The following is a 24,941-nucleotide window of genomic DNA, read 5'->3' on the forward strand; positions in this document are numbered from 1 at the left end:
AGAGGAGTTAACAGAACATGAGAGTCCTATCGAACGCCGACGTTGAACAGGTGCTCACGGCGGAGGAAACCCTGAGCGTCCTGGAAGTCGCCTACAGCGAACTGGCCGAAGGCAAGGGTGCGAATCGTCCGAGGAACCACACCTACTTCCCGATCGAAGACGACAGGTACCCGGGATTCCGGTTCCGCTTCAAGTCGCAGGAAGGCGGCAACATCTCCAGTGGCGTGTGGGGAACCCGCATCACCTCGGACATCGTCGGCGTCGAGACGCTCGCGACCGGCGAGCAGCGGCGGCGCCTGATCCCGGCAGCGCCCGGGAACCGCTATGTCGGCCTGGTGACCCTGTTCAGCCTCACCACGCTCGAGCCCCTCGCGATCATCCACGACAGCTTCATTCAGAAGATGCGCGTCGGCGCGACCTCGGCACTGGGAATCCGAGAGCTCAGCAACCCCGACGCGCGCGTGGCGGGGATGTTTGGTTCAGGCTGGCAGGCCGCCGCGCACCTCGAGCACCTGCTGCTTGTGCGCCCCGGCATCGAGGAGATCCGCGTCTACAGCCCAACCGTCGCCAACCGGGAGAACTTCGCCAAGGAATGGAGTACGCGCAGCGGCCGCAAGGTTATCGCGGTGAACCAGCCGCAGGATGCGGTGGTCGGCTGCCAGATCGTCACGACGGCAACCGCAACAATGGATCCGTGCTTCGACGGTGCCTGGCTGGAACCGGGCACGCACGTGACGAGCATCACGTCCCCGGACGGGACGGCGACGCGGCGTGAACTCGACGACACGACATTCGACAGAGCCGACCACATCGTCGTCTTCTCCCGTGAGCAGGTTCACCACGACAAGCAATTCGACATTCTGGGGCCGGTCGAGTGCGGCAGGATGACCTGGGAGCAGATCCGGGAGCTCGGCGACGTGCTCATCGATCCGGCTCCCGTCCGCCAGAGCCCGGACGAGATCACGGTCTTCGCGAACAACACCGGCATGGGTATCCAGTTCGCCGCAGTGGGCTCGCGGGTTCTCGAACTGGCCGAGAAGCTCGACCTCGGCCACGTCATTCCGACCGACTGGTTCCTGGAAGACACCACCCCGTGACGGCCGGCGCAGCGACGAATGAAAGGAACGACATGATAGCCACGCCACGCCTCGGCGGACAGTGCATAGTGTTCGGAGACAACGTCAACACCGATGTCATCATCCCCGGCCGCTACCTTGTGAGCATCGACCCGGTCGAGCTGGGAAAGCACGCCTTCGAACCCCTCGGTGAGGAAGTGCAGCAGCGTCTCTTCGCAAGCCGTGTCGTTGTCGGCGGCAACAACTTCGGCTGCGGAAGCGCCAGGGAACAAGCCTCGACCTGCCTCATCGGGGCAGGGGTGACGGCCGTCGTTGCTCGCTCGTACTCCAGGGTGTTCTTCCGCAACGCCATAAACACCGGCCTCGTGGCGGTGGAGTGCCCCGCCGCGGTGGATGCCATTGTCGAGGGGCAGGAAGTCTGGGTCGACTACCACGCGGGAATCGTGAGCGTGGGGGACCAGGAGTTCCCATTCACCCCGTATCCAGCGATGCTTCGGGACATTCTCGAGGCCGGTGGGCTGATCCCGCAGCTGATGGCCGGCATTGCAAAGGAGACAGGTCGATGAGCAAGACGTTCGCAGTCAAGGCGTTGGAGCGCGCCTCGGGAGAGAAAGACCTGGTTCCCGGCCAGATCGTGGATGCCTACCCTGATCTGTACATGAGCCATACCGCCAGTTGGCGGTGTATCAGGACGCTCGAGCGGATGGGAGTCGAGAAGCTGTTCGATCCCGACCGGATCGCGATGGTCATGGACCACGTTTCGCCCGCGCAGACCGCGAAGACGGCTGCCGACCATCAGTTGTCGAGAGGATTCGCCGACAAGATGGGCATCAAGAACTTCTTCGACGTGAATGCCGGCATCGCTCATATCGTGCTCATGGAGAACGGCCTCGTCCGTCCCGGCGAGTTGATCATCGGCACCGACTCCCACTCGACCATCTACGGCGCGCTCGGAGCCTTTGGCACGGGCGTGGGGTTCAGCGAGATCACGGCCGCCTGGGTGACCGGGAAGCTATGGCTCCGAGTCCCGGAGTCGATCAAGATCGTGATCGAGGGACCCCTGCCGGCTGGCACCTATCCGAAGGACGTGATGCTCAAGCTGATCGGCGACCTCACCGCGGATGGCGCGACCTACTGTTCGGTGGAATTCCACGGCTCGTACGTCCAGCATTTGACGGTCTCGGAACGGATGACCCTGTGCAACCTGGCGATGGAGATGGGCGCGAAGAACGCCTACGTGCCCACCGACGGGGAAACCGAGAGGTATCTCGCGGCTGCTGGCGTCGACCTCGGCAGTATCAACCCGCTGTTGCCGGATGCCGATGCGCAGTACCGACAGGTGGTCACCGTCGATGGGCGCGCTCTCTCGCCGCAGATCGCGGTACCCCACACGGTCGACAATGTGGTGTCGGTCGACGAGGTCGCGGGAATGAAGCTCGACCAGGTGTTCATCGGTTCGTGTGCGAACGCCAAGTATGACGACCTCGCGATCGCGGCCAAGTACCTCGCCGGCAACAAGGTCGCGAAGGGGGTGCGTCTCGTCGTCACTCCGGCTTCGGCCAAGGTGATGGCCAAGGCGGCGGCGGATGGCATCATCACGACGCTCATCGAGGCGGGCGCGATGATCACCAACCCCGGCTGTGGCGCGTGCGCCGGCAACGGTGGTGCGATGGCGGATGGCGAGGTCACCCTGTCCACGGCCAACCGCAACTTCCGGGGGCGAATGGGCAGCTACGAGTCGAGCATTTACCTCAGCAGCCCGGCAACGGCGGCCGTTTCGGCTATCCGTGGTGTAATCACCAATCCCGGTCTGGTCCTGCAATGAGAGTGTCCGTTGGAAGAGTCAGTGTGAGCGTCGGAGGTCGGGAATGAACCTGGTGGAGAAGATTCTGGCGCGAGCGAGTGGCAAGGAGAGGGTCGAGCCCGGAGAGGTCGTCGTCGCGAAGGTCGACCGGCTCATCATGCACGACTTGAGCGGTTACCTCACCTCGAAGGTGTATGAGGAGAAGGTCGGTCTGCCCATCCCGGACCCCAAGCGGGTCGTGCTGGTATTCGACCACCACTTCTCCCCCCCCACGGAACACCAGGCCGAAGTGCTCCAGCACAATCGGACCTGGGCACGCAAGCATGGCATCAGCCTGTTCGACTGCGGAAGTGGGAACATTCATCACGTGGCGATGCGCCGCGGGATGATCCGACCGGGCATGATCGTCGTCGGATCGGACAGCCACACCCCGGTGCACGGGTCTGTGGGGGCGCTCGCCGTGGCGCTCGGCAACGACTCCCACGCCGGGACCGTGCTGCCGTATGGCAAGGCGTGGTTCAAGGTGCCGGAGACGGTGCGCATCGTGCTGAATGGTGTGCCCCCGGCCGGCACGACGGCACGGGATGTCGCATTGTGGCTGGTCAACCAGCTGGGCGAGGGGTCTCTGATCTACAAGGCCCTCGAGTTCAGTGGGCCATACATCAAGGGTCTGTCGTTCTGGGATCGATGGCTCTTCCCATTGCTGTGCGTCGATCTCGGCGCCAAATGCGGTTTCGTGGAGCCAGACGACACTACCCGGGCCTTCGTCAAGACGCTGCCGGGTGGCGATCTGGACTTGATCGAGCTCAGCGACGCCGGCGAGGCGGTCTCCGTCCGCGAGTTCGACCTGTCTCGGCTGGATCCGCAGGTGGCGTGTCCGCCAACCGTCGGCAACACGAAGCCGATCGATTCGGTCGTCGGCACTCCGATCCAGTGGGCAGAACTCGGCGGTCACGGAGGCGGCCGGATGGAGGACATCCTCATGGCCGCTGAGGTGTTGCGGGGGCGTCGCGTCCACCCGGACGTGCTGTTCAACATCGTTCCGTCCAGCCGCGAAGTCTTCAGTGAGGCACTTCGCGCCGGCCTGGTAGCGGAGCTGCACGAGGCTGGGGCGACCTGGTTCCCGGCCAGCACCGGCTCCAACCAGGCGTCGAACATGGGGGCGATGGCGGCAGGCGAGGCGATGATCTCGACCCACGCCAGGAACTTCCCCGGCCGCAATGGCAGTCCGAAGTCATCGATGTATCTGGCATCGGCGCTGACGGTGGCAGCGGCTGCCGTGGACGGCCGCATCGCTGATCCGCGCACCTTAATCTCCGCGGCGAAAGGGAATGCATCGTGAACGCGAAATCGACCGAGGGACAGACCCGGTTCGAGGGTCGCTGCTGGAAGTTCGGCGACAATATTCCGACCGATCGGCTGGTGAAGACGCAATACGTCTTCGACCCGATGGAGGAGATCGTCAGGCACGTTCTCGAGGACCTCAACCCGGCCTTTCCGGTCGAGGTCCAACCGGGGGACATCGTGGTGGCGGGCAAACACTTCGGCCAGTCATCTGGTCGTGCCATCGCCACCAAGGCGCTGAAGGCCACGGGGATCGGCTGCGTTGCGGCGGACACCTTTGCCCGCACCTTCTATCGCAACTGCTTCGAGGTCGGCCTGCCCCCGTTCGAATTCGCGGGAATCACCGATCTGGTCAGCGACGGCGACCGACTCGTCATCGACATTGCGGGTGGCGTGTTCTCAAACCTGACGACCGGCGAGGTCCGCCACGCGACACCAGCTGACCCATTCCTGCTTGACATGCTGGCCATGGGGGGACTGATCAACATGGTGGCATCGCGTCCCGGCTGGGCGCAGGGGAACTAGCCTGCTTCGCTCCGGGCCCTCGGGTCCGGAGCGGTTTCTTATGACCCGCGGGACACCTCAGCGCTCACGCGTGCCGCCTCCTCATGCGGCTGGTCTGAGATCGTAGGCAGGCGGATGCTCACGACGGCAGCCTGTCCTGCCCGAACCCGTGCGAGGGCCGCGGTGAGCGTTGGCTCGAGTGCTGGGAGCGTGCTCACCGTGGCAGCGTACGCGCCGCCGGACGCCTGCGCGATTCCGGGCAAATCGGCGGACTGCGCGAGATTCACCCAGTATTGGTCACCGCTGTCGGCGGCCCCACCGGGATGCTGCCGGATCAGATTCTGTTTTGTGGCATTCCAGCCACCGTTGTCGAGCACAATTGTGAGAACGGGGGCAGAGTAGCGCTGCGCCACCCAGTAGGCCGATGACGGCACGGTGAGGAAATAGGTTCCATCCCCCACGAGACTGACGACGGTGCGGTCGGGCAGCGCCAGCTTGATGCCCACTGCCGCGCCTCCGCTCCAGCCGAGCGAGGTTCCGGCGTTGGCGAACATCGTCCCTGCCATCACCCTGGGCAGACAGCGTGCGATGATCCCCGAATTCGTTATGGCCTCGTTCAACACTATGGTGTCGTCGTCGATCAGGTGGCCCAGAACCGTGCACACCGCTTCGGTGCTGAGCGAGGTGGCGGCCGACGCCCGCTCTGTCTCCCAGGCGTCGCGCTGCTCGCGGTGGATTGCGGCGAAGCGCTCGGTACGCCCAGTGGTGCCGCTGAGCTCGGCTGACGGCAGCAGCTGGATCAGCTGGTCCAGCACTGCGCCGCTGTCGGCGCGGACGAAGCGGTCGGACTCCATGTACCACAGCGGCAGGTCTTCTTTCAGCGGGTCGGAGTCGATGTAGAACACGCGTGCGCCGTCGGCTGGGGCACACCGCGAGATGATCCAGGGACTGTCCGTGTCGATGGCGAGGATGACATCCGCCCGGGCGATAAGGTCGTCGACGGTGTACCCGAGGTGGAGCGGATGCGTCGCCGGGAAGTTCACGACGGACGGCGTGGTCTCCACGACGCCGACACCCAGCGCCTCCGCTACCGTGGCGAGCTTGCCCACCGCACTCGGGTTCCGGCCCAGGTGCGAAGTGACCACCAAAGGGAAGCTGGCTGCGGCGATGGTCTCAACGAGTTCCCTGGCGAGGTCAGCGGGAGACGGGATGGGGGCGATCGGCTGCCAGCGCCCGGATGCGAGCTCCCTGGTCTGCACCTGCTGCGCGAGAACCTCACGGGCGCCCGTCAGGTACACCGGTCCGCGCGGGGCGCTGTTCGCGATTTGCAGCGCCCTGAACACGAGCTGCCTGACGTTGGTGCCGGTGCGGATGTCGTAGCTCCATTTGACGTACGGGCGAACCAGCGCATGTTGGTCGTGGACGTCCTGGAGGTGGTTGACGTAGCTGTTTCGGGTTCCCGGCAGTTCGCCTTCAAGCGAGTATGGAGTCAACCCTGCGAAGACGAAAACGGGCACTCGGGAGCGAGCCGCGTTGTGCACGCTGCCTCCGAGGTTTGCCGTGCCGACGTCGGTGTGCACGAATACCGCCTGGGGCTCCCCGGTGGCCAGCGCGTAGCCGTGTGCGGCGCTCATCGCCGTGGTCTCGTGTGGGCAGATGACGACCGCGGGGACCTCCTCGCCGCGGGACCTGGCCTCGGCGAGCGCCTCGATGATTCCGGGATGGTCGCTTCCGAGGTTGGCGAAGATGATCGAGACGCCGGCCTGGGCGAGAGAGGCGATCAGGGCATCGGAGGTTGTGCCTCCGCCGGACCGGCTCACTGCGCGGCCTCGACCCCATGGGAGGTGATGCTGTGGAACTCTAGGTATTCGGCCAGTCCCGACGGGGAGTTCTCCCAGCCGATGCCGCTCTGCTTGATCCCGCCGAACGGCACGTGCTTCTGGCCTAGGGCGGATAATCCGTGCTCGTTGATGAAGGTCATGCCGGCTTGAATGCGTGATGCGAAAGCCACCGCCCGTTCGGGATCCGAGGACCAGACCGACGATCCGAGCCCGTACTCTGTGCCGTTCGCCATGCCGACCGCCTCGTCCTCGGTGTCATAGGCCACGATGGGAAGGATGGGCCCGAACTGTTCTTCGGTGACGATCGGGTCGGTGGGGTCGGCGTCCAGCACGATCGCCGGGCGCAGGTAATGACCATTCTTCCACTCCCCGGGATCGAGGCAGCGACCGGTGGTGGTGATCCTGGCGCCCGCAACGGTCAGTCGTTCGTGGATCCCGCGGAGTTTCTCGAATTGCTGGAGGTTGTTGACCGGGCCCATCGTTGCCTCCGGGTCGAGCCCATGGCCAATAGTGATGCGTCCCACCCGGTCCAGAATCGCCTCGCCGAGTTCGCCGGCCAGCGCCCGTGGGGCGTACACGCGTTTGATAGCGAAGCACACCTGGCCTGCGCGCCGGAAGGCCTGGGAGGCGATCCGGTCGGCGGCATATGTGAGGTCGGCGTCGTCGAGGACCATGGCTGGGTCGTTGCCGCCCAGTTCGAAGTGAATCTTGGTGAGGGAATCGGCCGCCGAGCGCATGATGTGCTTTGCCGTCGCCCCGCCTCCGGTGAACGAGATTTTACGGACGTCAGGGTGGGCTACCAGGGCGGCACCCACCTCTCCGTCACCGTGGACTACGTTGATGACTCCGGGAGGGAAGATGCTCGCCAGCCGCCTGAGGATGAGCGATACCGCCAGTGGCGCGTTGGGGGAGGGCTTCACGATGACCGCGTTGCCCGCGATGAGGGCATGGCCGATCTTCTGCGCGGTCAGGATCACCGGCGCGTTCCACGGGACGATGCATCCGACGACCCCGAACGCCCGGCGCCGCACCCGCACCCAGCTGGCAGCGTCGGTGAAGAAGTCTCCATCGCCGAGCAGCTCGATTCCCGATGCCGCAGCAGCGCGCAGCACGTTCGCCGCCATCAGGATTTCTCGGCGAGAAATCGGCAGAACCGATCCGTTCTCGCGGGTGAGGAGGACCGCTAGGTCCTCGTTGTCCCCTTCGAGTTCGCTCGTCGCGCGCAGCAGCAGTGCGGCGCGGTCCTGGACCGTCTGGTGCTGCCACGACTCCTGTGCGCGGCGCGCGATGGCGACGACGCGGTCGACATCCGCGGTGGTGGCGGTCGTGACGGTGCCGACTACGTCGCTGAGCCGACCGGGATCGCGGACCTCGAATGAGCGGGCACCGATCGTCCACTCTTCGTCGCCGACCAGTGATCCGATGCTGATGCTTGTGCCCGGTGTCAGATGATCCATGAAGCCCATAGTCGACGCCTTTGTTTAGGGACCCTAAGTATCTGCCAGAATACTGTTAGGGACCCTTAGCGGTCAATACCGACGGACGGCAGTGGTGCTGGCCCGAGAGAGCACTAGTGGGTGTCGACCGCTTCGACCTCGCTGCGGTCGCCGGACCAGAGCGTATGGAAGGTGCCTTCAGCATCGACCCGCTTGTAGGTGTGCGCTCCGAAGAAGTCGCGCTGGCCCTGCACGAGCGCGGCGGGCAGGCGGTCGGCCCGCAGTCCGTCGTAGTACGCCAGCGACGAGGAGAAGGCGGGGGAGGGGATGCCTGCCTGGGCCGCCGCGACCACGACGCGCCGCCAGGAGGCCTGCGCCCCGGCCACCACCTCGGTGAAGAACGGCGCGGTCACCAGCGCGACCAGGCCCGGGTCTTCCGCATAAGCCTCTGTGATCCGGTTCAGGAAGCGCGCGCGGATGATGCAGCCGGCACGCCAGATCTTCGCGATCTCGCCCTTCTCGATGTTCCAGCCATACTCCTCAGCGCCGGCGACGATCTCGTCGAAGCCCTGCGAGTAGGCGATGATCTTGGAGGCGTACAGCGCCTGCCGCACGTCCTCGACAAATGCGTCGGCGTCGTCAGCCGTCCACGACTCGGCCGGTCCGGGCAGGCCGGCCGCGGCTGCCCGCTGTGCCGGCTTCGATGACAGTGAGCGGGCGAAGACCGCTTCGGCGATGCCCGACACCGGAACGCCCAGGTCGAGCGCGCTCTTCACCGTCCAGGCACCGGTGCCCTTGGCGCCGGCCTGGTCGAGGATCACGTCGACCAGCGGCTTGCCGGTCTTCGCGTCGACCTGGCGAAGCACCTCTGCGGTGATCTCGATCAGGTAGCTCTCAAGCTCGCCCTTGTTCCATTCGGCGAACACGTCAGCGATCTCCGCTGGCGACTTGCCGGTGCCGCGACGGATGAGGTCATAGGCCTCCGCGATGAGCTGCATGTCGGCGTACTCGATGCCGTTGTGGATCATCTTCACGAAGTGGCCGGCACCGTCGGTTCCGACGTGTGTCACGCACGGCTCGCCCTCGGCAACCGCGGCGATGGAACGAAGGATGGGTCCGAGTGTCTTCCAGGCCTCGGCGGAGCCGCCCGGCATGATCGACGGGCCGAGCAGTGCGCCCTCCTCTCCACCGGAGATGCCCGCGCCGACGAAGTTGATCCCGGTCTCGCGCACCGCCTTCTCGCGACGGATCGTGTCGGTGAACAGGGCGTTCCCGCCGTCGACGATGATGTCGCCCGGCTCGAACACGGCGGTCAGGGCGTCGATGACGGCATCCGTCGGCTTCCCCGCCTTCACCATGATGATGGCCGTCCGGGGGGTCGACAGGGATGCCGCGAATTCCTCGTACGAGGACGCCGGCACGAAGCTGGCTTCCGGATGCTCGGAGATCAGCACCTCGGTCTTCTCATAGCTGCGGTTGTACACCGCGACCGTGTTGCCTTCACGGCTGGCCAGGTTGCGCGCGAGGTTGGAGCCCATGACTGCAAGTCCGATAACGCCGATGTTGGCCTGTTGCTGGCTGTTCTCAGACACGTGAAGCTCCTTCTGCTCGCGATCGGGGGTCGGTGTTAACGCTAGCGGTTCGTCAATCTCGATGACTGCTCAGCCTTCGGTGCCGGTCGGCTCACCGACCTGGGCGATCGGCTCGCTCACGCCGTGCTCCCAGATCTCGCCCATCTCCGTCATGGTGCGGTCCATGATGCGGAGCATCGCGGCACCGGCGGCATCCGCATTGCCGCTCTGCACGGCGTTGGCGACGTCGACGTGGAGCTGCAACGCCTCATCGTGGGGGAACTTGGGCATCAGGCCGTAATGGGTACGACCGATGAGCACCTCGGACACCAGGTTGTTCAGGCGGGAGAACATCTCGTTGCCGCTCATCTCCATGATGAGCGCGTGGAACTCGATGTCGAGTTCCAGGAAGCCCTCCTCGTCGCCACTCCGCCCGGCGGCCCACAGGCGCCCGGCGAGTCCCATCAGGTCGCTCGCCTGCGAGAGGGCGCCGCGGCTCGCTGCGAGTTTCGCAGCCTCCGGTTCGATGGCGGTGCGCAGCTGGGTGAGGGAGCGCAGCTGGGAGATGCGACCGTGCCCGGCCAGTCGCCAACGGATGACGCTGAGGTCGTAGACATTCCATTCGCTCATCGGCAGGATGCGATTGCCGACCCGGCGTTTGGAGGTCACCATCCCCATCGCCTCGAGTGCCCGCAGGCTTTCCCGGATGACCGAGCGCGACACCTGGTAGCGGTTTTCGAGCTCTTCGGTGGTGAAGGTCATGCCGGCGGGCATCCGCCCCTCGCAGATCGCCTGCCCCAGTTCGTCGAGGATCTGGTTGTGCAACCCGGGTGTTTCGTGGGTTCTGCCCGCGACAAATCCGTGCCGCAGGGCGGGGCTGGCTTCATTGGCTTCTTCATCCACGGTGAAATCATATCCATTCGGTGTTCAGACTTGTATAAGTCAGATTAGTGAGGCTACGCTCTCTCACTAAGGCAGATGTAAAGATGCGTCTGTGGAGCCCGCGTATAAATGCGCTGGCTCAGGAATGGAGTCAACGTGAAACGCCGCACCGTCCTGCGCTTCGCCGGAATCACCACAGCAGCCCTCATGGCCGTGGGAACCTTGGCGTCCTGTAGCGCACCTGAAGAGGGTGGCTCAGACACCCTCAACGTCACCCTCGCCAACCACGTCTGGACCGACATCGTCAAGGAAGCCATTCCCGAGTTCGAGGAGGAGACCGGCATCACGGTCAACCTGACTCAGCTCGGCGAAGACCAGCTCTCGGACCAGTACAACGTGAAGCTGAACGCCGGCACCGACGAGATCGACGTCATGATGTACCGCCCGCTGCAGGAGGGGAAGCTCTTCGCCAACAACGGCTGGCTGGCTGACATCTCCGACAATGTCTCCGAGAACGGCGACTGGAACTGGGACGACTTCCAGCCAGGGCCCGTGGGTTCAACCACGGTCGACGGTGCAGTCGTCGGTGTTCCGATCATCACCGAGCGTGAGGTTCTCTACTACCGCACAGACCTGCTGGAGGCGGCAGGGCTTGAGGTGCCGACCACTCTCGAGGAGCTCGAGGCGGCGGCCAAGAAGATCAAGGAGCAGAACCCCGACATTGCAGGCTTCGTAGCCCGCACCGGCGTGTCTGCCGCTGTCACGCAGTTCAGCAGCTTCCTCTACAGCTCGGGCGGCGACTGGATCGATGACGACGGCAACGCCGTGATCGACTCGGATGCTGCTGCCGAGGCGTACGAACTGTACGGTTCGCTCATCCGCAACTACGGCCCAGCCAACGTGTCGACCGACATGAGCTGGCCAGAGGCGATGGCGATCTTCACGCAGGGCAACGCCGCGTTCTACACGGAAGCTGACAGCCTCTACAAGAACGCGACCGACCCGGCGAGCTCCACGATCTCCGACACTGTCGGCTTCGCGCAGTTCCCGGCCGGCGAGGAAGGTTCGCACCCGTACAACGTGCCGTCATGGGCACTCGGTATCGCCGCTGAGACGGAGAACACCGAGAACGCCTGGAAGTTCATCGAGTGGGCCACCAGCCAGGACAAGATGCTCGAGATCCAGCAGGCCGGCGTTCCCGGTTCGCGTATCTCCGTCTGGGAAGACCCGTCCGCAACGGCTGACTACCCGGCTGACCTGGTTGAGGCCATCAAGGGCAGCACCGAAGGCGGTGTCGGTTACGACCGTCCGCTGGTCATCTCGGTAGCCGAGGCTCGCGAGATCGTCGGCATGCCGATCGTCGTCTCCATCACCGGTGGCGATGTCGATGCAGCCATCGAAGAGGCGCAGGCCAAGTTCCAGGCATTCCTGGACGACGAGAAGTAACACGGATGGCGGGCCGTCCCATTATTGGACGGCCCGCCACACCGCGCGTACTTTCGAATCAACCACGTTGTGATTCGCCGCCCTGCGGCACGGCGGGAAAGAGGTGACTGGTGAGCGTTGTCGCTAACCGAAAGACCGGCCCCCTGGAGAACTTCTCCCAGTGGGCGAACAAGCACCGGAAATGGGTTCTCTCCGCTCCGGCCATGATCTTCACTGCGTTGCTCATCGCCTTTCCGGTGGGCTGGACGGTCTACCTGAGTTTGACGGATGCCTCCGGCTCAGTCCGTGCGGAGTCCGACTTCATCGGCCTCGAGAACTACGCCGAGGTACTGACCGACTTCGACCGCTTCTGGCCGTCGGTCTGGCGCACCGTCTACTTCACAGGTGGGGCGCTCTTCTTCGAGATGGCCCTCGGCATGTGCATCGCCTTGCTGCTCTGGCGTCCGTTCCGCGGTGAGAAGTGGGTGCGTGTCGCCATCCTGCTCCCTCTGGTGGCCACCCCGGTCGCCGTGGGAATGATGTGGAGCCTCATCCTCGACCCCAACATCGGGTTCGCCAACCAGCTGCTGAACTGGGTCGGGATCCCCGACCAGCCGTGGTTGTCCGGACAGGACACCGCCCTGACCACCCTGATGTTCGTCGACATCTGGCAGTGGACCCCGATGGTGGTGCTGATCCTCCTCGCCGGGCTGACCTCGCTCTCCGACGAACCGGATGAAGCAGCTCGCGTTGACGGGGCGAACTCCTGGCAGCGCTTCTGGTACGTCACCTTCCCGCTGATCATGCCGGTGTTCATCACCGCCATCCTGCTGCGCGGCATCGACGCACTCAAGACATTCGACATCCTGTACGCCACCAAGGGCAAGGGCGGTGGCTCGTTCCACGAGGTCGAGACGCTCAACGTCTACGCCTACGGACTCAGCTTCGACTACAACGACTACGGCATGTCATCCGCTGTGCTGATCATCTTCTTCATGATGATCATCGGCTGCATCTGGGCTCTGACAGCGCGCAGGAAGAAGGGCAACTCATGAGCACCGTGACCGCCAAAGACCTGACGCTCCCGGTGCCGAGCGCGAAGCGCCGCAAGCCGAGGGGTGTCCGCACCTACAGCGCCTTCCGGGTGACGATGCTAATCCTCATCGTGCTGACCTTCATCGCACCGCTCGTCTGGATGGTGCTGTCATCGCTGAAGACGAACGTCGACATCTACAACCCGGCATCCGCCTTCGTCTTCACCCCGACGCTCGACAACTACGAGACCGTGTTCGGTCGCGCCAGCTATCTGCAGTACATCTTCAACAGTTTCTGGATCGGGCTCTGCTCGACCTTCCTGTCGATGGTGCTGGGTGTGCCGGCCGCCTACTCGATGAGCCGGTTCGTGATGAAGAAATCGGCCGCGCTGGTGCTCATGGCGCGCATCATCCCCGGTGTCAGCCTGCTGGTGCCGTGGTACTTCGTGTTCTCCAACCTGCGGCTGGTCGGCGGCTACGAGGTGCTGATCCTCTCGCACATGTTCATCCTGTTGCCGCTGTTCGTCTACATCATGATGTCGTTCTTCGACTCGTTGCCGGTTGAGCTCGAGGAGCAGGCGCAGGTCGACGGGCTGACACCGATCGGGGCATTCCTGCGGATCGCGCTGCCACTGTCGATCCCCGGTGTCGCGACCGCGGCCATCCTGTCGTTCATCTTCTCCTGGAACAACTTCATGTTCGCGCTGGTGCTCTCCGGCTCGCGCACCAAGACGCTTCCAGTCGCGATCTTCGACTTCGTCGCCTACGCCAGCATCGACTGGGGCGGGCTGATGGCGGCCGCCGTCGTCATCACGCTGCCGATAATGGTGATCGCGCTCTTCACCCAGAAATACATCGTGTCGGGCCTCACCGCCGGTGCAACGAAGGGCTGAGCGTGAGTGGAATACCGCCGATCATGGTGATGGGCGTGCAGGGGGCGGGAAAATCCACCATCGGCACGATGCTTGCCGAGCGCCTCGGGGTTGGCTTCGTCGACGGCGACCGGCTGCACTCGGAGGAGAACATCGCCAGGATGGCCGCCGGCACGGCACTGACCGACGCTGAGCGCCTGCCCTGGTTGCAGGAAGTGGGCAAAGTGCTGCAGGCCGGCGCGGACACCGGCATCGTCGTCGTCTGTTCCGCGCTCAAGCGCGACTACCGCGACCTCATCCGCGAGTTTGTTCCGAACCTGTTCGTCGTCGACCCGGAAGGCCCCATGTCGCTGGTGGCCGAACGGATCAGTGCGCGCCAGCACGAGTACATGCCCCCGGTGCTGCTGCAGTCCCAATACGACACGCTCGAGCCGTTGCAGGCGGATGAGGCCGGCATCGCCGTAGACATCCGGCGCACCCCGGACGAGTTGATCGACGAAATCGTCGAAGCTGTGCAGGCCCACCAGGCGGCCGGAGGGCCGACCCAGTGACAACTAATGCAGTGAGCATCGCCAAGGTTGAGACGTTCTCCGTCGCCCCGCGCTGGCTGTTCGTCCGAATCGAAACCAGTGACGGCGTCGTCGGCTGGGGCGAGGCATCGCTGGAGGGTCACACCGACTCCGTTCGGGCGGCCGTCACCCAGTTCGCCGAATACCTGATCGGCTCCGATCCGTCGCGAATCGAAGACACCTGGCAGGTGCTCACCAAGGCTGGGTTCTACCGCGGCGGTCCGGTGCTGGCCAGTGCCGTCTCCGGAGTCGACCAGGCGCTCTGGGACATTGCCGGCAAGACACTCGGGGTTCCGGTGCACCGGTTGCTCGGTGGCGCGGTGCGCGATCGCATCCGCGCCTATGGCTGGGTCGGTGGTGATGATCCGTCCGAGGTGGGCGACCACATCGCAGCCCAGCTCGAGGTCGGCCTGACGGCGGTCAAGATGAACGCGAGCGGCCGGATGAGCCGGAACGGCAGTGTGCGGGAACTGGACGACGTCGTGCAGCGGGTCGCCGTCGCCCGAGAGGTGCTCGGCCCTGACCGAGATGTGGCCGTCGACTTCCACGGCCGGTTCACGCTGGCGAGTTCGCGTCGCATTGCGCCGCTCCTCGAGCAGTTTCACCCCTTCTTCCTCGAGGAGCCGGTGGCCCCCGAGAACTCGCACCTGATCGGCGACTTCGCCCGCTCCACCACCATCCCGGTGGCGACGGGGGAGCGGCTGTACAGCCGTCAGGAGTTCCTGCCGGTACTGCAGGGCGGCATCGCGATCGCCCAGCCCGACCTCTCCCATGCCGGTGGAATCTCCGAGGTGCGCCGCATCGCCGCCCTCGCCGAGACGTTCGACGTGCAACTCGCCCCGCATTGCCCGCTGGGGCCGATCGCGCTCGCCGCCTGCCTGCAGGTGGGGTTCTCAACGCCGAACTACCTCATCCAGGAGCAGAGCATCGGCATCCATTACAACCAGGGCGCGGAAGTGCTCGACTATGTGGTCGACACCGAGCCGTTGAAGTTCGTGAACGGAAACTTCGAATTGCTGACCGCGCCGGGCCTCGGTATTGAGATCGATGAGGCAGCAGTGCGGGCAGCGGATGCGCGCGGCACCGCCTGGCGCACGCCATTGTGGCGGCACGCCGACGGTGCGTTCGCCGAGTGGTAGTACTCGCTCTCATGCAAACGAAAGGCACCAAGTGATCATCACCAAGGCTGAAGTCATTGTCACCAGCCCGGATCGCAACTTCGTGACGTTGAAGTTGACGACGGATGATGGGCTGACGGGCTTGGGGGATGGCACCCTGAACGGTCGCGAGTTGGCCGTGGTGTCTTATCTGAGGGACCACGTCGCGCCGCTGCTGGTCGGCCGGGACGCGCACAATATTGAGGACACCTGGCAATTCCTGTATCGCAGTGCGTATTGGCGGCGGGGCCCGGTCACCATGGCGGCGATCGCCGCAGTGGATGTTGCGTTGTGGGATATCAAGGCGAAGGCGGCCGGGATGCCGCTGTATCAACTGCTGGGCGGGGCAAGCCGCACCGGTTTGCTGGCCTACGGCCACGCATCCGGTAAGTCGCTGGATGAGTTGTTCGACAGTGTGCGGTCGCATCAGGAGCAGGGGTATAAGGCCATCCGGATCCAGACCGGCGTGCCGGGCCTGAAGTCGATCTACGGGATCGCCTCCAACGCCACTTTCGAAGCCAATGAGGGTGTGCGGTACGACCACGAGCCGGCGCAGCGGGGGGCGTTCCCGGCGGAGGAGGACTGGGACACCCGGTCGTATCTGCGGCATGTGCCGACGGTGTTCGAGGCGGTGCGCAGCGAGTTCGGTCCGGAGCTGCCATTGCTGCACGACGGGCATCACCGGATGACGCCGATCCAGGCGGCCCAGCTGGGCAAGTCGCTGGAGCCGTATGACTTGTTCTGGTTGGAGGATTGCACCCCGGCGGAGAACCCGGAAGCACTGCGCCTGGTGCGCCAGCACACCACCACGCCGTTGGCGATCGGGGAGATCTTCAACACGGTGTGGGACTACCAGCAGATCATCCGCGAACAGCTCATCGACTACGTGAGGAGTGCGGTGACCCACACCGGAGGGATCAGTCACCTGAAGAAGGTGCTGGAGTATGCGGCGCAGTACCAGATCAAGTCCGGGATGCACGGGCCGACCGATATCTCCCCGGTCGGGATGGCAGCCGCCATGCACCTGGGCCTGGCGATCCACAACTTCGGCATCCAGGAGTACATGAAGCACGGGCCGAAGACGGATGCCGTGTTCGAGCAGTCCTACACCTGGACCGACGGAATGCTCCACCCCGGCGAGGCGCCCGGCATCGGCGTCGAACTCAACCAGGACGAGGCCGGCAAGTACCCGTACGAGACCGCGTACCTGCCCTACAACAGGCTTGCGGACGGCACCGTCCACGACTGGTGACGGAGGCGCAGGCCGGGTATCCCAGACTCCTGTAGACTGACTCACTGAACTTCGGCGAGGGATGGCTGTGCTGCAAAGCGCGGGCATCCGTAATCGACGCGGTGAGTTGGGCTTCGGTCTTTCCTCACGCTGCAGATCAGTTGACCTGCCGGGCGTTCGAGTTGAAAACATATAACCGGGCCGAGCGCCCGACAAGGAGAAATATCATGTCCGCACAGACCGACAAAGAGCGCTTCGACGCTTCCATCCGCGCCGCCCAGAAGGTAGACCCGGGCAACCACATCGCCGCTGAGGTGCGCGAATCCTTCGGCAAGGGTGCGGCCCGCAAGCTGCGCGCGCTCGGCAAGATTCCCGCCGTGCTCTATGGCCACGGCACCGAGCCGCAGCACCTGACCCTGCCCGGCCACGCCGTCATGCTCCTGCTGCGCAAGGCGAACGCCATGATCGACCTCGATATCGCAGGCAAGTCGCAGCTCGCACTGGTGAAGGACGTCCAGAAGGATCCGGTACGCCAGATCATCGAGCACATCGACCTCGTCGTCATCCGCAAGGGCGAAAAGGTGCAGGTCGAGGTTCCCGTGCATGTCGTCGGTGAAGCCGCGCCTGGCACCGCGCTCGAGCAGGAAGCCCACACGCTCCTGGTCGAGGCTCCTGCCATCGCGATCCCTGAGCGCCTCGAGGCCAGTGTTGAGGGCCTCGAGGCCGTCTCGCACGTCTACGCGAACCAGCTCGAGCTGCCGGAGAACGTCACGCTGATCGCTGACGGCGAGACGCTGATCGTCTCCGTTGTGGTTCCGATCGTTGTTGAAGAGCCGACCGAGACCGCCGAGGTTGCCGAGGGCGCGCCGGCCGGCGAAGAGGCTGCAGCAGAAGAGTCAGCAGAGTAGTCCAGAGCCATCGGCCTATTCAGGAAGTCAGCTCCGCTGGACACCAATCAGTGGCTGGTAGTCGGGCTCGGTAACCCCGGGCCCGACTACGCGAGCAATCGGCACAACGTCGGCCACATGGTGCTGGCGGAGCTGGCTGATCGGGCCGGCTCCACCTTTCGAAGCCAGAAGACCAACGCGATGGTCGCCGAGGGCCGCACCGGCCTCACCGGTCCGCGCCTGGTGCTGGCCAAGCCGAACAGTTACATGAACCTGTCCGGCGGCCCCGTGGCCGCACTGGTGCGGTTCTACAAGGTCGACCCCAGCCGCCTGATCGTGGTGCACGACGAACTGGACATTCCGTTCGACAGCGTCAAGCTGAAGCAGGGTGGCGGGCACGGCGGCCACAACGGGGTGCGAGACATTGCCTCAGCTCTGGGAACCGGCGACTTCATCAGGGTGCGCGTCGGCATCGGCCGCCCGCCCGGACGCCAGCCTGCCGCAGACTACGTGCTGCGCGACTTCAGTTCGGCCGAGCGCAGTGCGTTGCCGAACCTGCTGACGGATGCCGCGGATGCCGTCGAACTGATCGCAAGCGAAGGCCTGACTGCTGCGCAGTTGCGGTTCCACACCTCGGCGTAGTCGGACAACTTGAAGAAGTAACGCGATTGCTTCGCAACCGCTGCCGTTGGGGGATTTGTCCCCACGCCACGGCCGTCACACCGCTTCGCGGCGCGCCGGAACCGGGCGCGTGGGCCCACCTGCTCGCAGGTACACCTCTTTTACACCCCGACAAATGAGAGAGGGCCGCCCTGGGGGGCGGCCCTCTCTCATTTGTCGGGGTAACAGGATTTGAACCTGCGACCTCTTCGTCCCGAACGAAGCGCGCTACCAAGCTGCGCCATACCCCGGTTGGTTACGCCGACATCCGTCAGCGAAGCCTTATCAAGAATAGCCGATATCGTCGCCCGTTAATGTCAGCAGCACAGCCTCCGGCTTGCAGGCGAAACGGACCGGAGCGTAGATGGATGTCCCGAGCCCCGCAGACACATTCAGGTAGGCCGCACGCATCGCATGCTTCCACAGGCTCAGGCCGCTCGCCTGGCTGCGGGGAAGATCGCAATTGGTGACCAGTGCGCCATACCCGGGAACGCAGACCTGACCGCCGTGCGTGTGACCGGCGACGATGAGCTCCGCACCATGGGTGACGAAAGAATTGAGCACGCGTCGATACGGGGCGTGTGTCACGCCGATGCTGGTGATTTCCCGCCCGGGCCCCGCAGCCTCGTCCTCCGAGTTCTCGCGCAACTCGTCCAGGAGGCCCGGGAGGCTGTCCAGCCGGTCACGGCCGATGTGTGGGTCGTCGACACCGAAGAACTCGAGCGGCGACCCTGCCGCCTCCATCGTGACGGCCGCGTTGTTCAGGTCATGCCAGCCGAGCGAGTCGAAGAAAGCCTCCAGTCGAGGAGTGTCGAGGCGACTCGGGTCTGCACGGCGACCGGACGCACCGGAGAAGTACGCGAGCGGGTTCTTCGGCGATGGACCGTGATAGTCGTTCGATCCGTTGACGTAGACACCGGGGATGCCGCGGAACGGTTCCAGCGCATACTCGACGCCGTCGATCCCGTCGACGTGCCCGAGATTGTCTCCCGTGTTCACGATCAGGTCCGGTTCGAGCGCCCGAAGGCTCCTCACCCAGTCCTGCTTACGCCGCTGCCACGGGGCCATGTGCAGGTCGGTGACGTGCAGTACCCTGATCGGGCGTGCACCCGGCTCCAGGATGGGAACAACCTCCCGGCGCACCGTGAACCGGTTCCGCTCCACGAGCGTTCCCCACGCGAGCGTGCCCAGTCCAACGGCCGCGACGGCAGCTGTCGCTACGCTCGCGGCCGATGGCCTGGTCAAGTGCAGAGCCCGGGTGCCGGCTCGTCACCCTCTTTGTCGCTGTACACGGTCAGGGTGACCGGCTGGGTCCCAGTCATCGCGGTTCCAGCCGCTGGGTTGCTGGAAGCAACCCGGCACAGCTGAAGCGGATCCTCCGTCTTGACGTAGGCGAAGCTGATGGCGCCGGACGTCTGGGAGGCAACCGTCGCCTCCGCATCCGCCTGCTTCTGGCCGACGACATCCGGCATTGTCTGGGTCAGCGAACCGTCGCTGAGGTAATAGGTGACGACGGAGCCCTGGGAAATCCGGGCGCCGGCCCCGGGGCTGCTGCTCGCCACCCTCCCGGCAGCGATCGAAGACGGCCCGGTGCCACCGTTCTGCGGCGTGAAGCCGAGACCCTCAAGGAGGGCGATGACCTGCGCCTCGCTCTGCCCGGTGACATCCGGCACGGTCGACAGCTGCCCGCTGAGGAGCTCCGACGGAGGCGCTGGGAAGTCGCCGCCGCCGTAGACGCCGTTGAGGCCGCCCATGATCGCCCTGAACAGCGAGTAGCGGAGGTCGTTGGCTCTCGAGCTACCGACCTGGATGCGGGCGAGGTCCTGCTTTCCAACCACATTGCCGACCCACACAGCGAGGGCTATGTTGGTGGACGCGCCGGCCATCCAGGTGTGGACGGCATCGTTGGTCGTTCCGGTCTTGCCGATGACCTTGACGTTGTCGCTCGGGTTGGCCCGCGCGCCGGTGCCGCCACCGGTCATCACACCGCGCAGGGCGTAGGCGACACCGCTGGCGACCTCAGGCGTGAGCGCCTGGGTGCAATCGGAGGTCTGGCCCGGCAGCTCTTCCCCATCGGCTGAGACGATGCGGTCAACGGCGATCGGCTTGCAGTACACGCCGCCACCGGCCACTGTTGCAAACGCCGCAGCCAGCGAGAGAGGAGCGATCTCGTTGGTGCCCAGGATGGCCGCGGGGTTGGCCGCGAGCTCGTTGCCGTCCGCGCGGTGGACACCCATCGACAGTGCGGTGTCCCGGATGGCGCAGAGGTCAAGCTTGTGCGCCATGGCGACGAACGCGCTGTTGATGGATGCGCGGGTGGCAGCCATCACGGACGTGGAGGCGCCGCCGCCCTGGCCACCGAAGTTGCCTGGCTTCCAGTTGCCGACGGATGGCGCGCACGGGGCGGTGAACGTCGCCTGGTTATAGGTCTTGACGCGAGCGTCGACGGTCTCGTTCAGGCCGTGGTTCTGCTTCAGCCACTCGGCGAGGGTGAAGATCTTGTACGTCGACCCCACCTGGAATCCGGACGATCCGCCGTAGGGCTTGTCCGTGTTGTAGTTGACCGTCGTGGTCGCCGGGTTCTCGTCCGGGGTCGGGTCGAAGACCTTGTTCTGGGCCATCGCCAGGATGCGACCGGTACCCGGCTGCACAGCGGATGCTGCAGCACCCAGGTTGAATCGCGTTTCACCGGCCGGGGCCTGGGCCAGCAGCTGGGCTTCGGCATTCGCCTGCTGGTCGACGTTCAGGGTGGTGTAGATCTGGTACCCACCGGTCTTGTAGTTCGCCTTGCGTTCTTCTGCGGTAGAGCCCAGCGACGTCAGCTCGGGCACCAGGTGCTCCACATAGTCGCAGAAGTAGGTGCCGATGGTGGCGTACAGGCATCCGCCGCGTGGCGGGCTGGGAACAACCTCGAGTGGTGTCGCGATCGCCTCATCGAAGGTGGCCTGATCGATGAAGTCCCAGTTGAGCATCCGCGTCAGGATGTCATCGCGACGGTCCTGGTTGGCCTCATAGTTCTCGGGGTTGTTCAGGCTGTGGTAGGTCGGCGTCTGCACGATGGCGATCAGGCTGGCAGCCTGCGGAAGAGTCAGGTCCTTGGCGTCAACCGAGAAGAATTCGTTGGCAGCGGCCTGGATGCCGTAGGTGTTGCTGCCAAACCCGGCGATGTTGAGGTAGCCGAGCATGATGTCGTTCTTGGAGTAGCGCTTCTCCAGGCCGATGGCCATCTTCATCTCCCGCAGCTTGCGGTCGATGGTCTGCTCTTCGGCCTTATCCCGTGCCTCGGCACGCGCGGCCTCGGTCGGCTCCTCCAGGGACCTCATGATGAGGATGTTCTTGACCAGCTGCATGGTGAGGGTGGACGCACCACTCTCGATGTCGCTCGCCACAACGTTGCTCAGCGCGGCGCGGATGGTCGACGAAAGGTTCACCCCGCCGTGCTCGTAGAACTTGCGGTCCTCCGCGGCCAGGACGGCCATCTTGACGTTCTCGTTGATGTCCTCCCAGCCGATCACCTCACGGTTCTGGTGGTAGGCCTCAGCGATCTGGACCGGTTCACCGGCGTTGTTGACGCCGTAGATGGTGTTCTTCTGGGCCTGTTCGTCCAGGGTGAGGTAGTCGGGGAGGCTATTGAAGATGCCGACGGAGCTCTGGGCGGTCAGACCGGTGACGGCGATCGCGGGAGTGACCATCGCGGTGACCAGGACTCCGGCGAGAACACTCAAACCGAGGAGGCCGGCCAGGGCGCCGAGGGCGCCGGAAGGCGACGTTTTTTGGGCAGACATAGACTCTAGGGTAATGGGTCGAAACCCTGATCAAGCTGAATGGATGCCGTGATGCCACACTGGGAATATCTGACCACACCGCTCATCGTTCACAACACTTCTGCAATCCTCAACAACTGGGGTGCCGAGGGGTGGGAGCTGGTGCAGGTCGTCACCGGTCCGGAAGGCGGGCTGGTGGCTTACTTGAAACGCCAAATTACGGAGGATTCCTGATGTCCACGATCGAAGAACGCCTTATCGAACTCGGGATGCCTCTTCCGCAGGTGACGAAGCCGGTTGCCGCCTACGTACCCGCCGTGATCACGGGGAACCTGGTGTACACCTCCGGTCAGCTGCCCATGGTGGACGGCGCTATGGCCGTAACCGGCAAGGTCGGTGACGGTGATGGAATGGTCTCTGCGGAGACCGCGAAGGGGCTCGCCCGCACGTGCGCGCTCAACGCGCTCGCCGCCGCAGCGTCGGCCATCGGCTCCCTCGACCGGGTCACCCGCGTGGTGAAGGTTGTCGGTTTCGTCGCATCCGACCCGTCATTCACCGGCCAGCCGGCCGTGGTCAACGGGGCGTCAGAGTTCCTCGGGGAGGTGTTCGGCGACATTGGCGCCCACGCCCGAAGTGCTGTCGGCGTCGCCTCCCTGCCGCTGGACACCGCGGTCGAGGTGGAGCTGATCCTCGAGTTCGCGTAACGCCCTTCGCTACTCCTTGCGCACCCCGCCGGTCAGCTTGTCGGTGATGAGCTGCATCACCGAGGTGTCGGCCAGCGTGGTGGTGTCTCCGACCGTTCGCCCCTCGGCGACATCGCGCAACAGCCGGCGCATGATCTTGCCCGAGCGGGTCTTCGGCAACTCCGTCACCACATAGACGTGCCGCGGGCGGGCGATGGCGCCGATCTGCTCGGCCACGTGGGCCCGCAGGATGCCGTTCGCCTCGTCGGGCGTCTGCGCATCCTCCTGGTCTGACCGCAGGATCACGAACGCCACAACGGCCTGCCCGGTGGTCTCATCCGCTGCCCCCACCACGGCCGCCTCGGCGACGATCGGATGCGAGACCAGCGCAGACTCGATCTCTGCGGTCGACAGCCGGTGGCCGGACACGTTCATCACATCGTCGACCCGCCCGAGCAGCCAGATGTCGCCGTCTTCGTCGAGCCGCGCACCATCGCCGGCGAAGTACATCCGCCGGTTCGTGGTTCCCGGAACGTCGAACTTCTCCCAATAGGTTTCGATGAAGCGCTCCGGGTCGCCCCAGATGCCGCGCAGCATCGACGGCCACGGCTCGGTGACCACCAGCAGGCCGCCGTTGCCGTTGCCGACATGTTCGCCGCTCTCGCTGAGCACGTCGATTGAAATGCCGGGGATCGGTTCCTGGGCAGACCCCGGCTTCAGGGTCGTGACACCGGGCAGAGCGGACACCATTATCGCGCCGGTCTCGGTCTGCCACCAGGTGTCGACGATCGGGGCCTTGCCGGCGCCGATCACGTCGCGGTACCAGACCCAGGCCTCCGGGTTGATGGGCTCACCGACCGAACCCAGCACCCTGATGCTGGTGAGGTCGAAGCCGTCCGGAACCTGGCGCCCCACCTTCATGAACGAGCGGATGGCGGTGGGCGCCGTGTAGAAGATGCTCACCTTGTACTTCTCGATCAGTTCCCACCAGCGACCAGGGTGCGGAGCATCCGGTGTTCCCTCGTAGAGCACCTGGGTCGCACCGTTCGCCAGCGGTCCGTACACGACGTAGCTGTGGCCGGTCACCCAGCCGACGTCGGCCGTGCACCAGAACACGTCGTTCTCGGCGTCGAGGTTGAACACCTGCTTGTGCGTGAACGCGCACTGGGTGAGGTATCCGCCACTGGTGTGCAGGATTCCCTTCGGACGCCCGGTGGTGCCGGAGGTGTAGAGGATGTAGAGCGGATGCTCGGCGGGGAACGCCTCAGCCTCGTGCTCGGCATCCGCCGCCTCCATTTGCTCGTGCCACCACAGGTCGCGGCCCTCCACCCAATCGATGTCGTTGCCCCCGCGCTTGACCACCAGCACGTTCTCGACGGAGTCGGTGCCCTCCTTCTCGAGGGCGGCATCGACGGTCGGCTTGAGGGCGGAGATCCTGCCCTTCCTCCAGCCGCCGTCAGCGGTGATGATCAGCTTGGCGCTGGCGTCGTGCACTCGCGAGCTGATGCTGTCCGCACTGAACCCGCCGAAGATGACCGAGTGCACTGCGCCGATACGCGCGACCGCGAGCATGGCGACGACGGCTTCGGGAATCATCGGCAGGTAGATGGCGACACGATCGCCCGAGCGGATGCCGAGGGCCAGCAACACGTTCGCGGCGCGTTTCACCTCCGCGGTGAGGTCGGCGTAGGTGAGGGTGCGCGTGTCGCCGTTCTCGCCCTCCCAGTGGAAGGCCACCCGGTCGCCGTGTCCGGCGATGACATGCCGGTCGAGGCAGTTGTACGCCACATTCAGCTCACCATCGGCGAACCATCTGGCGAACGGTGCCTGGGTCCAGTCGAGGGCCTGGGTGAAGTCCTTGTGCCAGTGGAGCAGTTCGCGGGCTTGCTCGGCCCAGAACTCCTGGGGGTTGGCGGTCGCCTTCGCGTACAGCTGCTCCGTGGCTTCCGCAGTGGCGGCGAACTCGGGGCTCGGCGGGAACCTCCTGCTCTCGTGCTGAAGACTGTCAATGGTGTTCATCGTTCGTGAAGCTCCTTTGCAACAGGGTGTCGTACATGACTGCCGCCAGCCGTTTTCGAGACTATCGGATTGTGCTTTCTTTCCTATTGCGTCCGCGGCCTGCTGGGGTACACTTAGCGAACCGAATGAGAATTCGGTTGGTGGCGCCACGTGATTCCCCCCAATCCGGCGCTACTGTGGCG

At 64.9% G+C, this 24,941-nt stretch carries 22 protein-coding genes and 1 tRNA gene; 15 read left to right on the forward strand and 8 right to left on the reverse strand.

Annotated features, from left to right (window positions below; genetic code table 11):
- Positions 1 to 17: 17 nt before the first annotated feature.
- Genes ACX3PH_RS15720 through ACX3PH_RS15740 form a run of 5 tightly spaced genes read left to right on the forward strand, consistent with a single transcriptional unit; the run spans position 18 to position 4,749 of the window.
- Entirely contained in the window at positions 18 to 1,097 is a 1,080-nt protein-coding gene (locus ACX3PH_RS15720) for an ornithine cyclodeaminase family protein (protein WP_459093641.1), read from the forward strand.
- Positions 1,098 to 1,129: 32 nt separating this feature from the next.
- Entirely contained in the window at positions 1,130 to 1,642 is a 513-nt protein-coding gene (locus ACX3PH_RS15725; RefSeq protein ID WP_459093642.1) for a LeuD/DmdB family oxidoreductase small subunit, read from the forward strand.
- Positions 1,639 to 2,901 (forward strand): aconitase/3-isopropylmalate dehydratase large subunit family protein, encoded by a 1,263-nt coding sequence (locus ACX3PH_RS15730; RefSeq protein WP_459093643.1) that lies wholly within the window; start codon positions 1,639 to 1,641, stop codon positions 2,899 to 2,901. The genes ACX3PH_RS15725 and ACX3PH_RS15730 overlap by 4 nt, the downstream gene beginning before the upstream one ends.
- A 52-nt stretch (positions 2,902 to 2,953) precedes the next feature.
- Entirely contained in the window at positions 2,954 to 4,222 is a 1,269-nt protein-coding gene (locus ACX3PH_RS15735) for an aconitase family protein (RefSeq protein ID WP_459093644.1), read from the forward strand.
- Positions 4,219 to 4,749 (forward strand): LeuD/DmdB family oxidoreductase small subunit, encoded by a 531-nt coding sequence (locus ACX3PH_RS15740; protein ID WP_459093645.1) that lies wholly within the window; start codon positions 4,219 to 4,221, stop codon positions 4,747 to 4,749. The genes ACX3PH_RS15735 and ACX3PH_RS15740 overlap by 4 nt, the downstream gene beginning before the upstream one ends.
- A gap of 38 nt (positions 4,750 to 4,787) precedes the next feature.
- Here ACX3PH_RS15740 and ACX3PH_RS15745 read toward each other — a convergent pair whose 3' ends face one another.
- The 4 genes from ACX3PH_RS15745 to ACX3PH_RS15760 form a co-directional block, all read right to left on the reverse strand.
- A complete protein-coding gene (locus tag ACX3PH_RS15745) occupies positions 4,788 to 6,548 on the reverse strand; it encodes a thiamine pyrophosphate-requiring protein (protein WP_459093646.1) in 1,761 nt (586 codons plus the stop codon).
- Entirely contained in the window at positions 6,545 to 8,026 is a 1,482-nt protein-coding gene (locus tag ACX3PH_RS15750) for an aldehyde dehydrogenase family protein (RefSeq protein WP_459093647.1), read from the reverse strand. Before ACX3PH_RS15750 ends, ACX3PH_RS15745 begins: the two co-directional genes overlap by 4 nt.
- Before the next feature lie 113 nt (positions 8,027 to 8,139).
- Positions 8,140 to 9,597 carry an NADP-dependent phosphogluconate dehydrogenase gene (gene gndA / locus ACX3PH_RS15755; RefSeq protein WP_459093648.1) on the reverse strand — a complete coding sequence of 486 codons (1,458 nt, stop codon included), beginning with the start codon at positions 9,595 to 9,597 and terminating at the stop codon, positions 8,140 to 8,142.
- 69 nt (positions 9,598 to 9,666) lie between these two features.
- Positions 9,667 to 10,479, reverse strand: coding sequence for a FadR/GntR family transcriptional regulator (locus ACX3PH_RS15760; protein WP_459093649.1), 813 nt, complete (start codon positions 10,477 to 10,479; stop codon positions 9,667 to 9,669).
- A 135-nt stretch (positions 10,480 to 10,614) separates the two neighbouring features.
- On the opposite strand from ACX3PH_RS15760, the gene ACX3PH_RS15765 reads away from it, so the two are divergent.
- From ACX3PH_RS15765 to pth, 8 genes are all read left to right on the forward strand, one after another.
- Entirely contained in the window at positions 10,615 to 11,904 is a 1,290-nt protein-coding gene (locus ACX3PH_RS15765) for an ABC transporter substrate-binding protein (protein WP_459093650.1), read from the forward strand.
- A 110-nt stretch (positions 11,905 to 12,014) separates the two neighbouring features.
- Positions 12,015 to 12,938: a carbohydrate ABC transporter permease gene (locus ACX3PH_RS15770; protein ID WP_459093651.1), complete on the forward strand. Its 924-nt coding sequence runs from the start codon at positions 12,015 to 12,017 to the stop codon at positions 12,936 to 12,938.
- Positions 12,935 to 13,810, forward strand: a complete 876-nt coding sequence (locus ACX3PH_RS15775) for a carbohydrate ABC transporter permease (RefSeq protein WP_459093652.1) — start codon at positions 12,935 to 12,937, stop codon at positions 13,808 to 13,810. The genes ACX3PH_RS15770 and ACX3PH_RS15775 overlap by 4 nt, the downstream gene beginning before the upstream one ends.
- Positions 13,811 to 13,812: 2 nt before the next feature.
- On the forward strand, positions 13,813 to 14,340 hold the full coding sequence (locus ACX3PH_RS15780; RefSeq protein ID WP_459093653.1) for a gluconokinase: 528 nt from the start codon (positions 13,813 to 13,815) through the stop codon (positions 14,338 to 14,340).
- Positions 14,337 to 15,497 carry a galactonate dehydratase gene (gene dgoD / locus ACX3PH_RS15785; protein WP_459093654.1) on the forward strand — a complete coding sequence of 387 codons (1,161 nt, stop codon included), beginning with the start codon at positions 14,337 to 14,339 and terminating at the stop codon, positions 15,495 to 15,497. Before ACX3PH_RS15780 ends, dgoD begins: the two co-directional genes overlap by 4 nt.
- 31 nt (positions 15,498 to 15,528) lie before the next feature.
- Positions 15,529 to 16,767, forward strand: a complete 1,239-nt coding sequence (gene manD / locus ACX3PH_RS15790) for a D-mannonate dehydratase ManD (protein WP_459093655.1) — start codon at positions 15,529 to 15,531, stop codon at positions 16,765 to 16,767.
- Between the two features lie 206 nt (positions 16,768 to 16,973).
- On the forward strand, positions 16,974 to 17,654 hold the full coding sequence (locus tag ACX3PH_RS15795; RefSeq protein WP_459093656.1) for a 50S ribosomal protein L25/general stress protein Ctc: 681 nt from the start codon (positions 16,974 to 16,976) through the stop codon (positions 17,652 to 17,654).
- 36 nt (positions 17,655 to 17,690) lie between these two features.
- Positions 17,691 to 18,275: an aminoacyl-tRNA hydrolase gene (gene pth, locus ACX3PH_RS15800; RefSeq protein WP_459093679.1), complete on the forward strand. Its 585-nt coding sequence runs from the start codon at positions 17,691 to 17,693 to the stop codon at positions 18,273 to 18,275.
- Between the two features lie 195 nt (positions 18,276 to 18,470).
- Here the strand turns inward: pth and ACX3PH_RS15805 are convergent.
- The 3 genes from ACX3PH_RS15805 to ACX3PH_RS15815 all read right to left on the reverse strand — a co-directional run bounded on the left by ACX3PH_RS15805 (position 18,471) and on the right by ACX3PH_RS15815 (position 22,078).
- Positions 18,471 to 18,544: transfer RNA gene (locus tag ACX3PH_RS15805), tRNA-Pro, on the reverse strand.
- Between the two features lie 34 nt (positions 18,545 to 18,578).
- On the reverse strand, positions 18,579 to 19,538 hold the full coding sequence (locus ACX3PH_RS15810; RefSeq protein ID WP_459093657.1) for a metallophosphoesterase: 960 nt from the start codon (positions 19,536 to 19,538) through the stop codon (positions 18,579 to 18,581).
- Positions 19,535 to 22,078, reverse strand: coding sequence for a transglycosylase domain-containing protein (locus ACX3PH_RS15815; RefSeq protein ID WP_459093658.1), 2,544 nt, complete (start codon positions 22,076 to 22,078; stop codon positions 19,535 to 19,537). Before ACX3PH_RS15815 ends, ACX3PH_RS15810 begins: the two co-directional genes overlap by 4 nt.
- Before the next feature lie 51 nt (positions 22,079 to 22,129).
- Between ACX3PH_RS15815 and ACX3PH_RS15820 the strand changes: the two genes are divergently transcribed.
- Both ACX3PH_RS15820 and ACX3PH_RS15825 read left to right on the forward strand, forming a co-directional pair.
- Positions 22,130 to 22,291 carry a DUF4177 domain-containing protein gene (locus tag ACX3PH_RS15820; RefSeq protein WP_459093680.1) on the forward strand — a complete coding sequence of 54 codons (162 nt, stop codon included), beginning with the start codon at positions 22,130 to 22,132 and terminating at the stop codon, positions 22,289 to 22,291.
- Positions 22,291 to 22,761, forward strand: a complete 471-nt coding sequence (locus tag ACX3PH_RS15825; protein ID WP_459093659.1) for a RidA family protein — start codon at positions 22,291 to 22,293, stop codon at positions 22,759 to 22,761. The genes ACX3PH_RS15820 and ACX3PH_RS15825 overlap by 1 nt, the downstream gene beginning before the upstream one ends.
- A gap of 9 nt (positions 22,762 to 22,770) precedes the next feature.
- On the opposite strand, the gene acs is transcribed toward ACX3PH_RS15825, so the two are convergent.
- Positions 22,771 to 24,759, reverse strand: a complete 1,989-nt coding sequence (acs, locus tag ACX3PH_RS15830) for an acetate--CoA ligase (RefSeq protein WP_459093660.1) — start codon at positions 24,757 to 24,759, stop codon at positions 22,771 to 22,773.
- Positions 24,760 to 24,941: the final 182 nt, after the last annotated feature.

This window comes from Homoserinimonas sp. A520 (assembly GCF_054489245.1).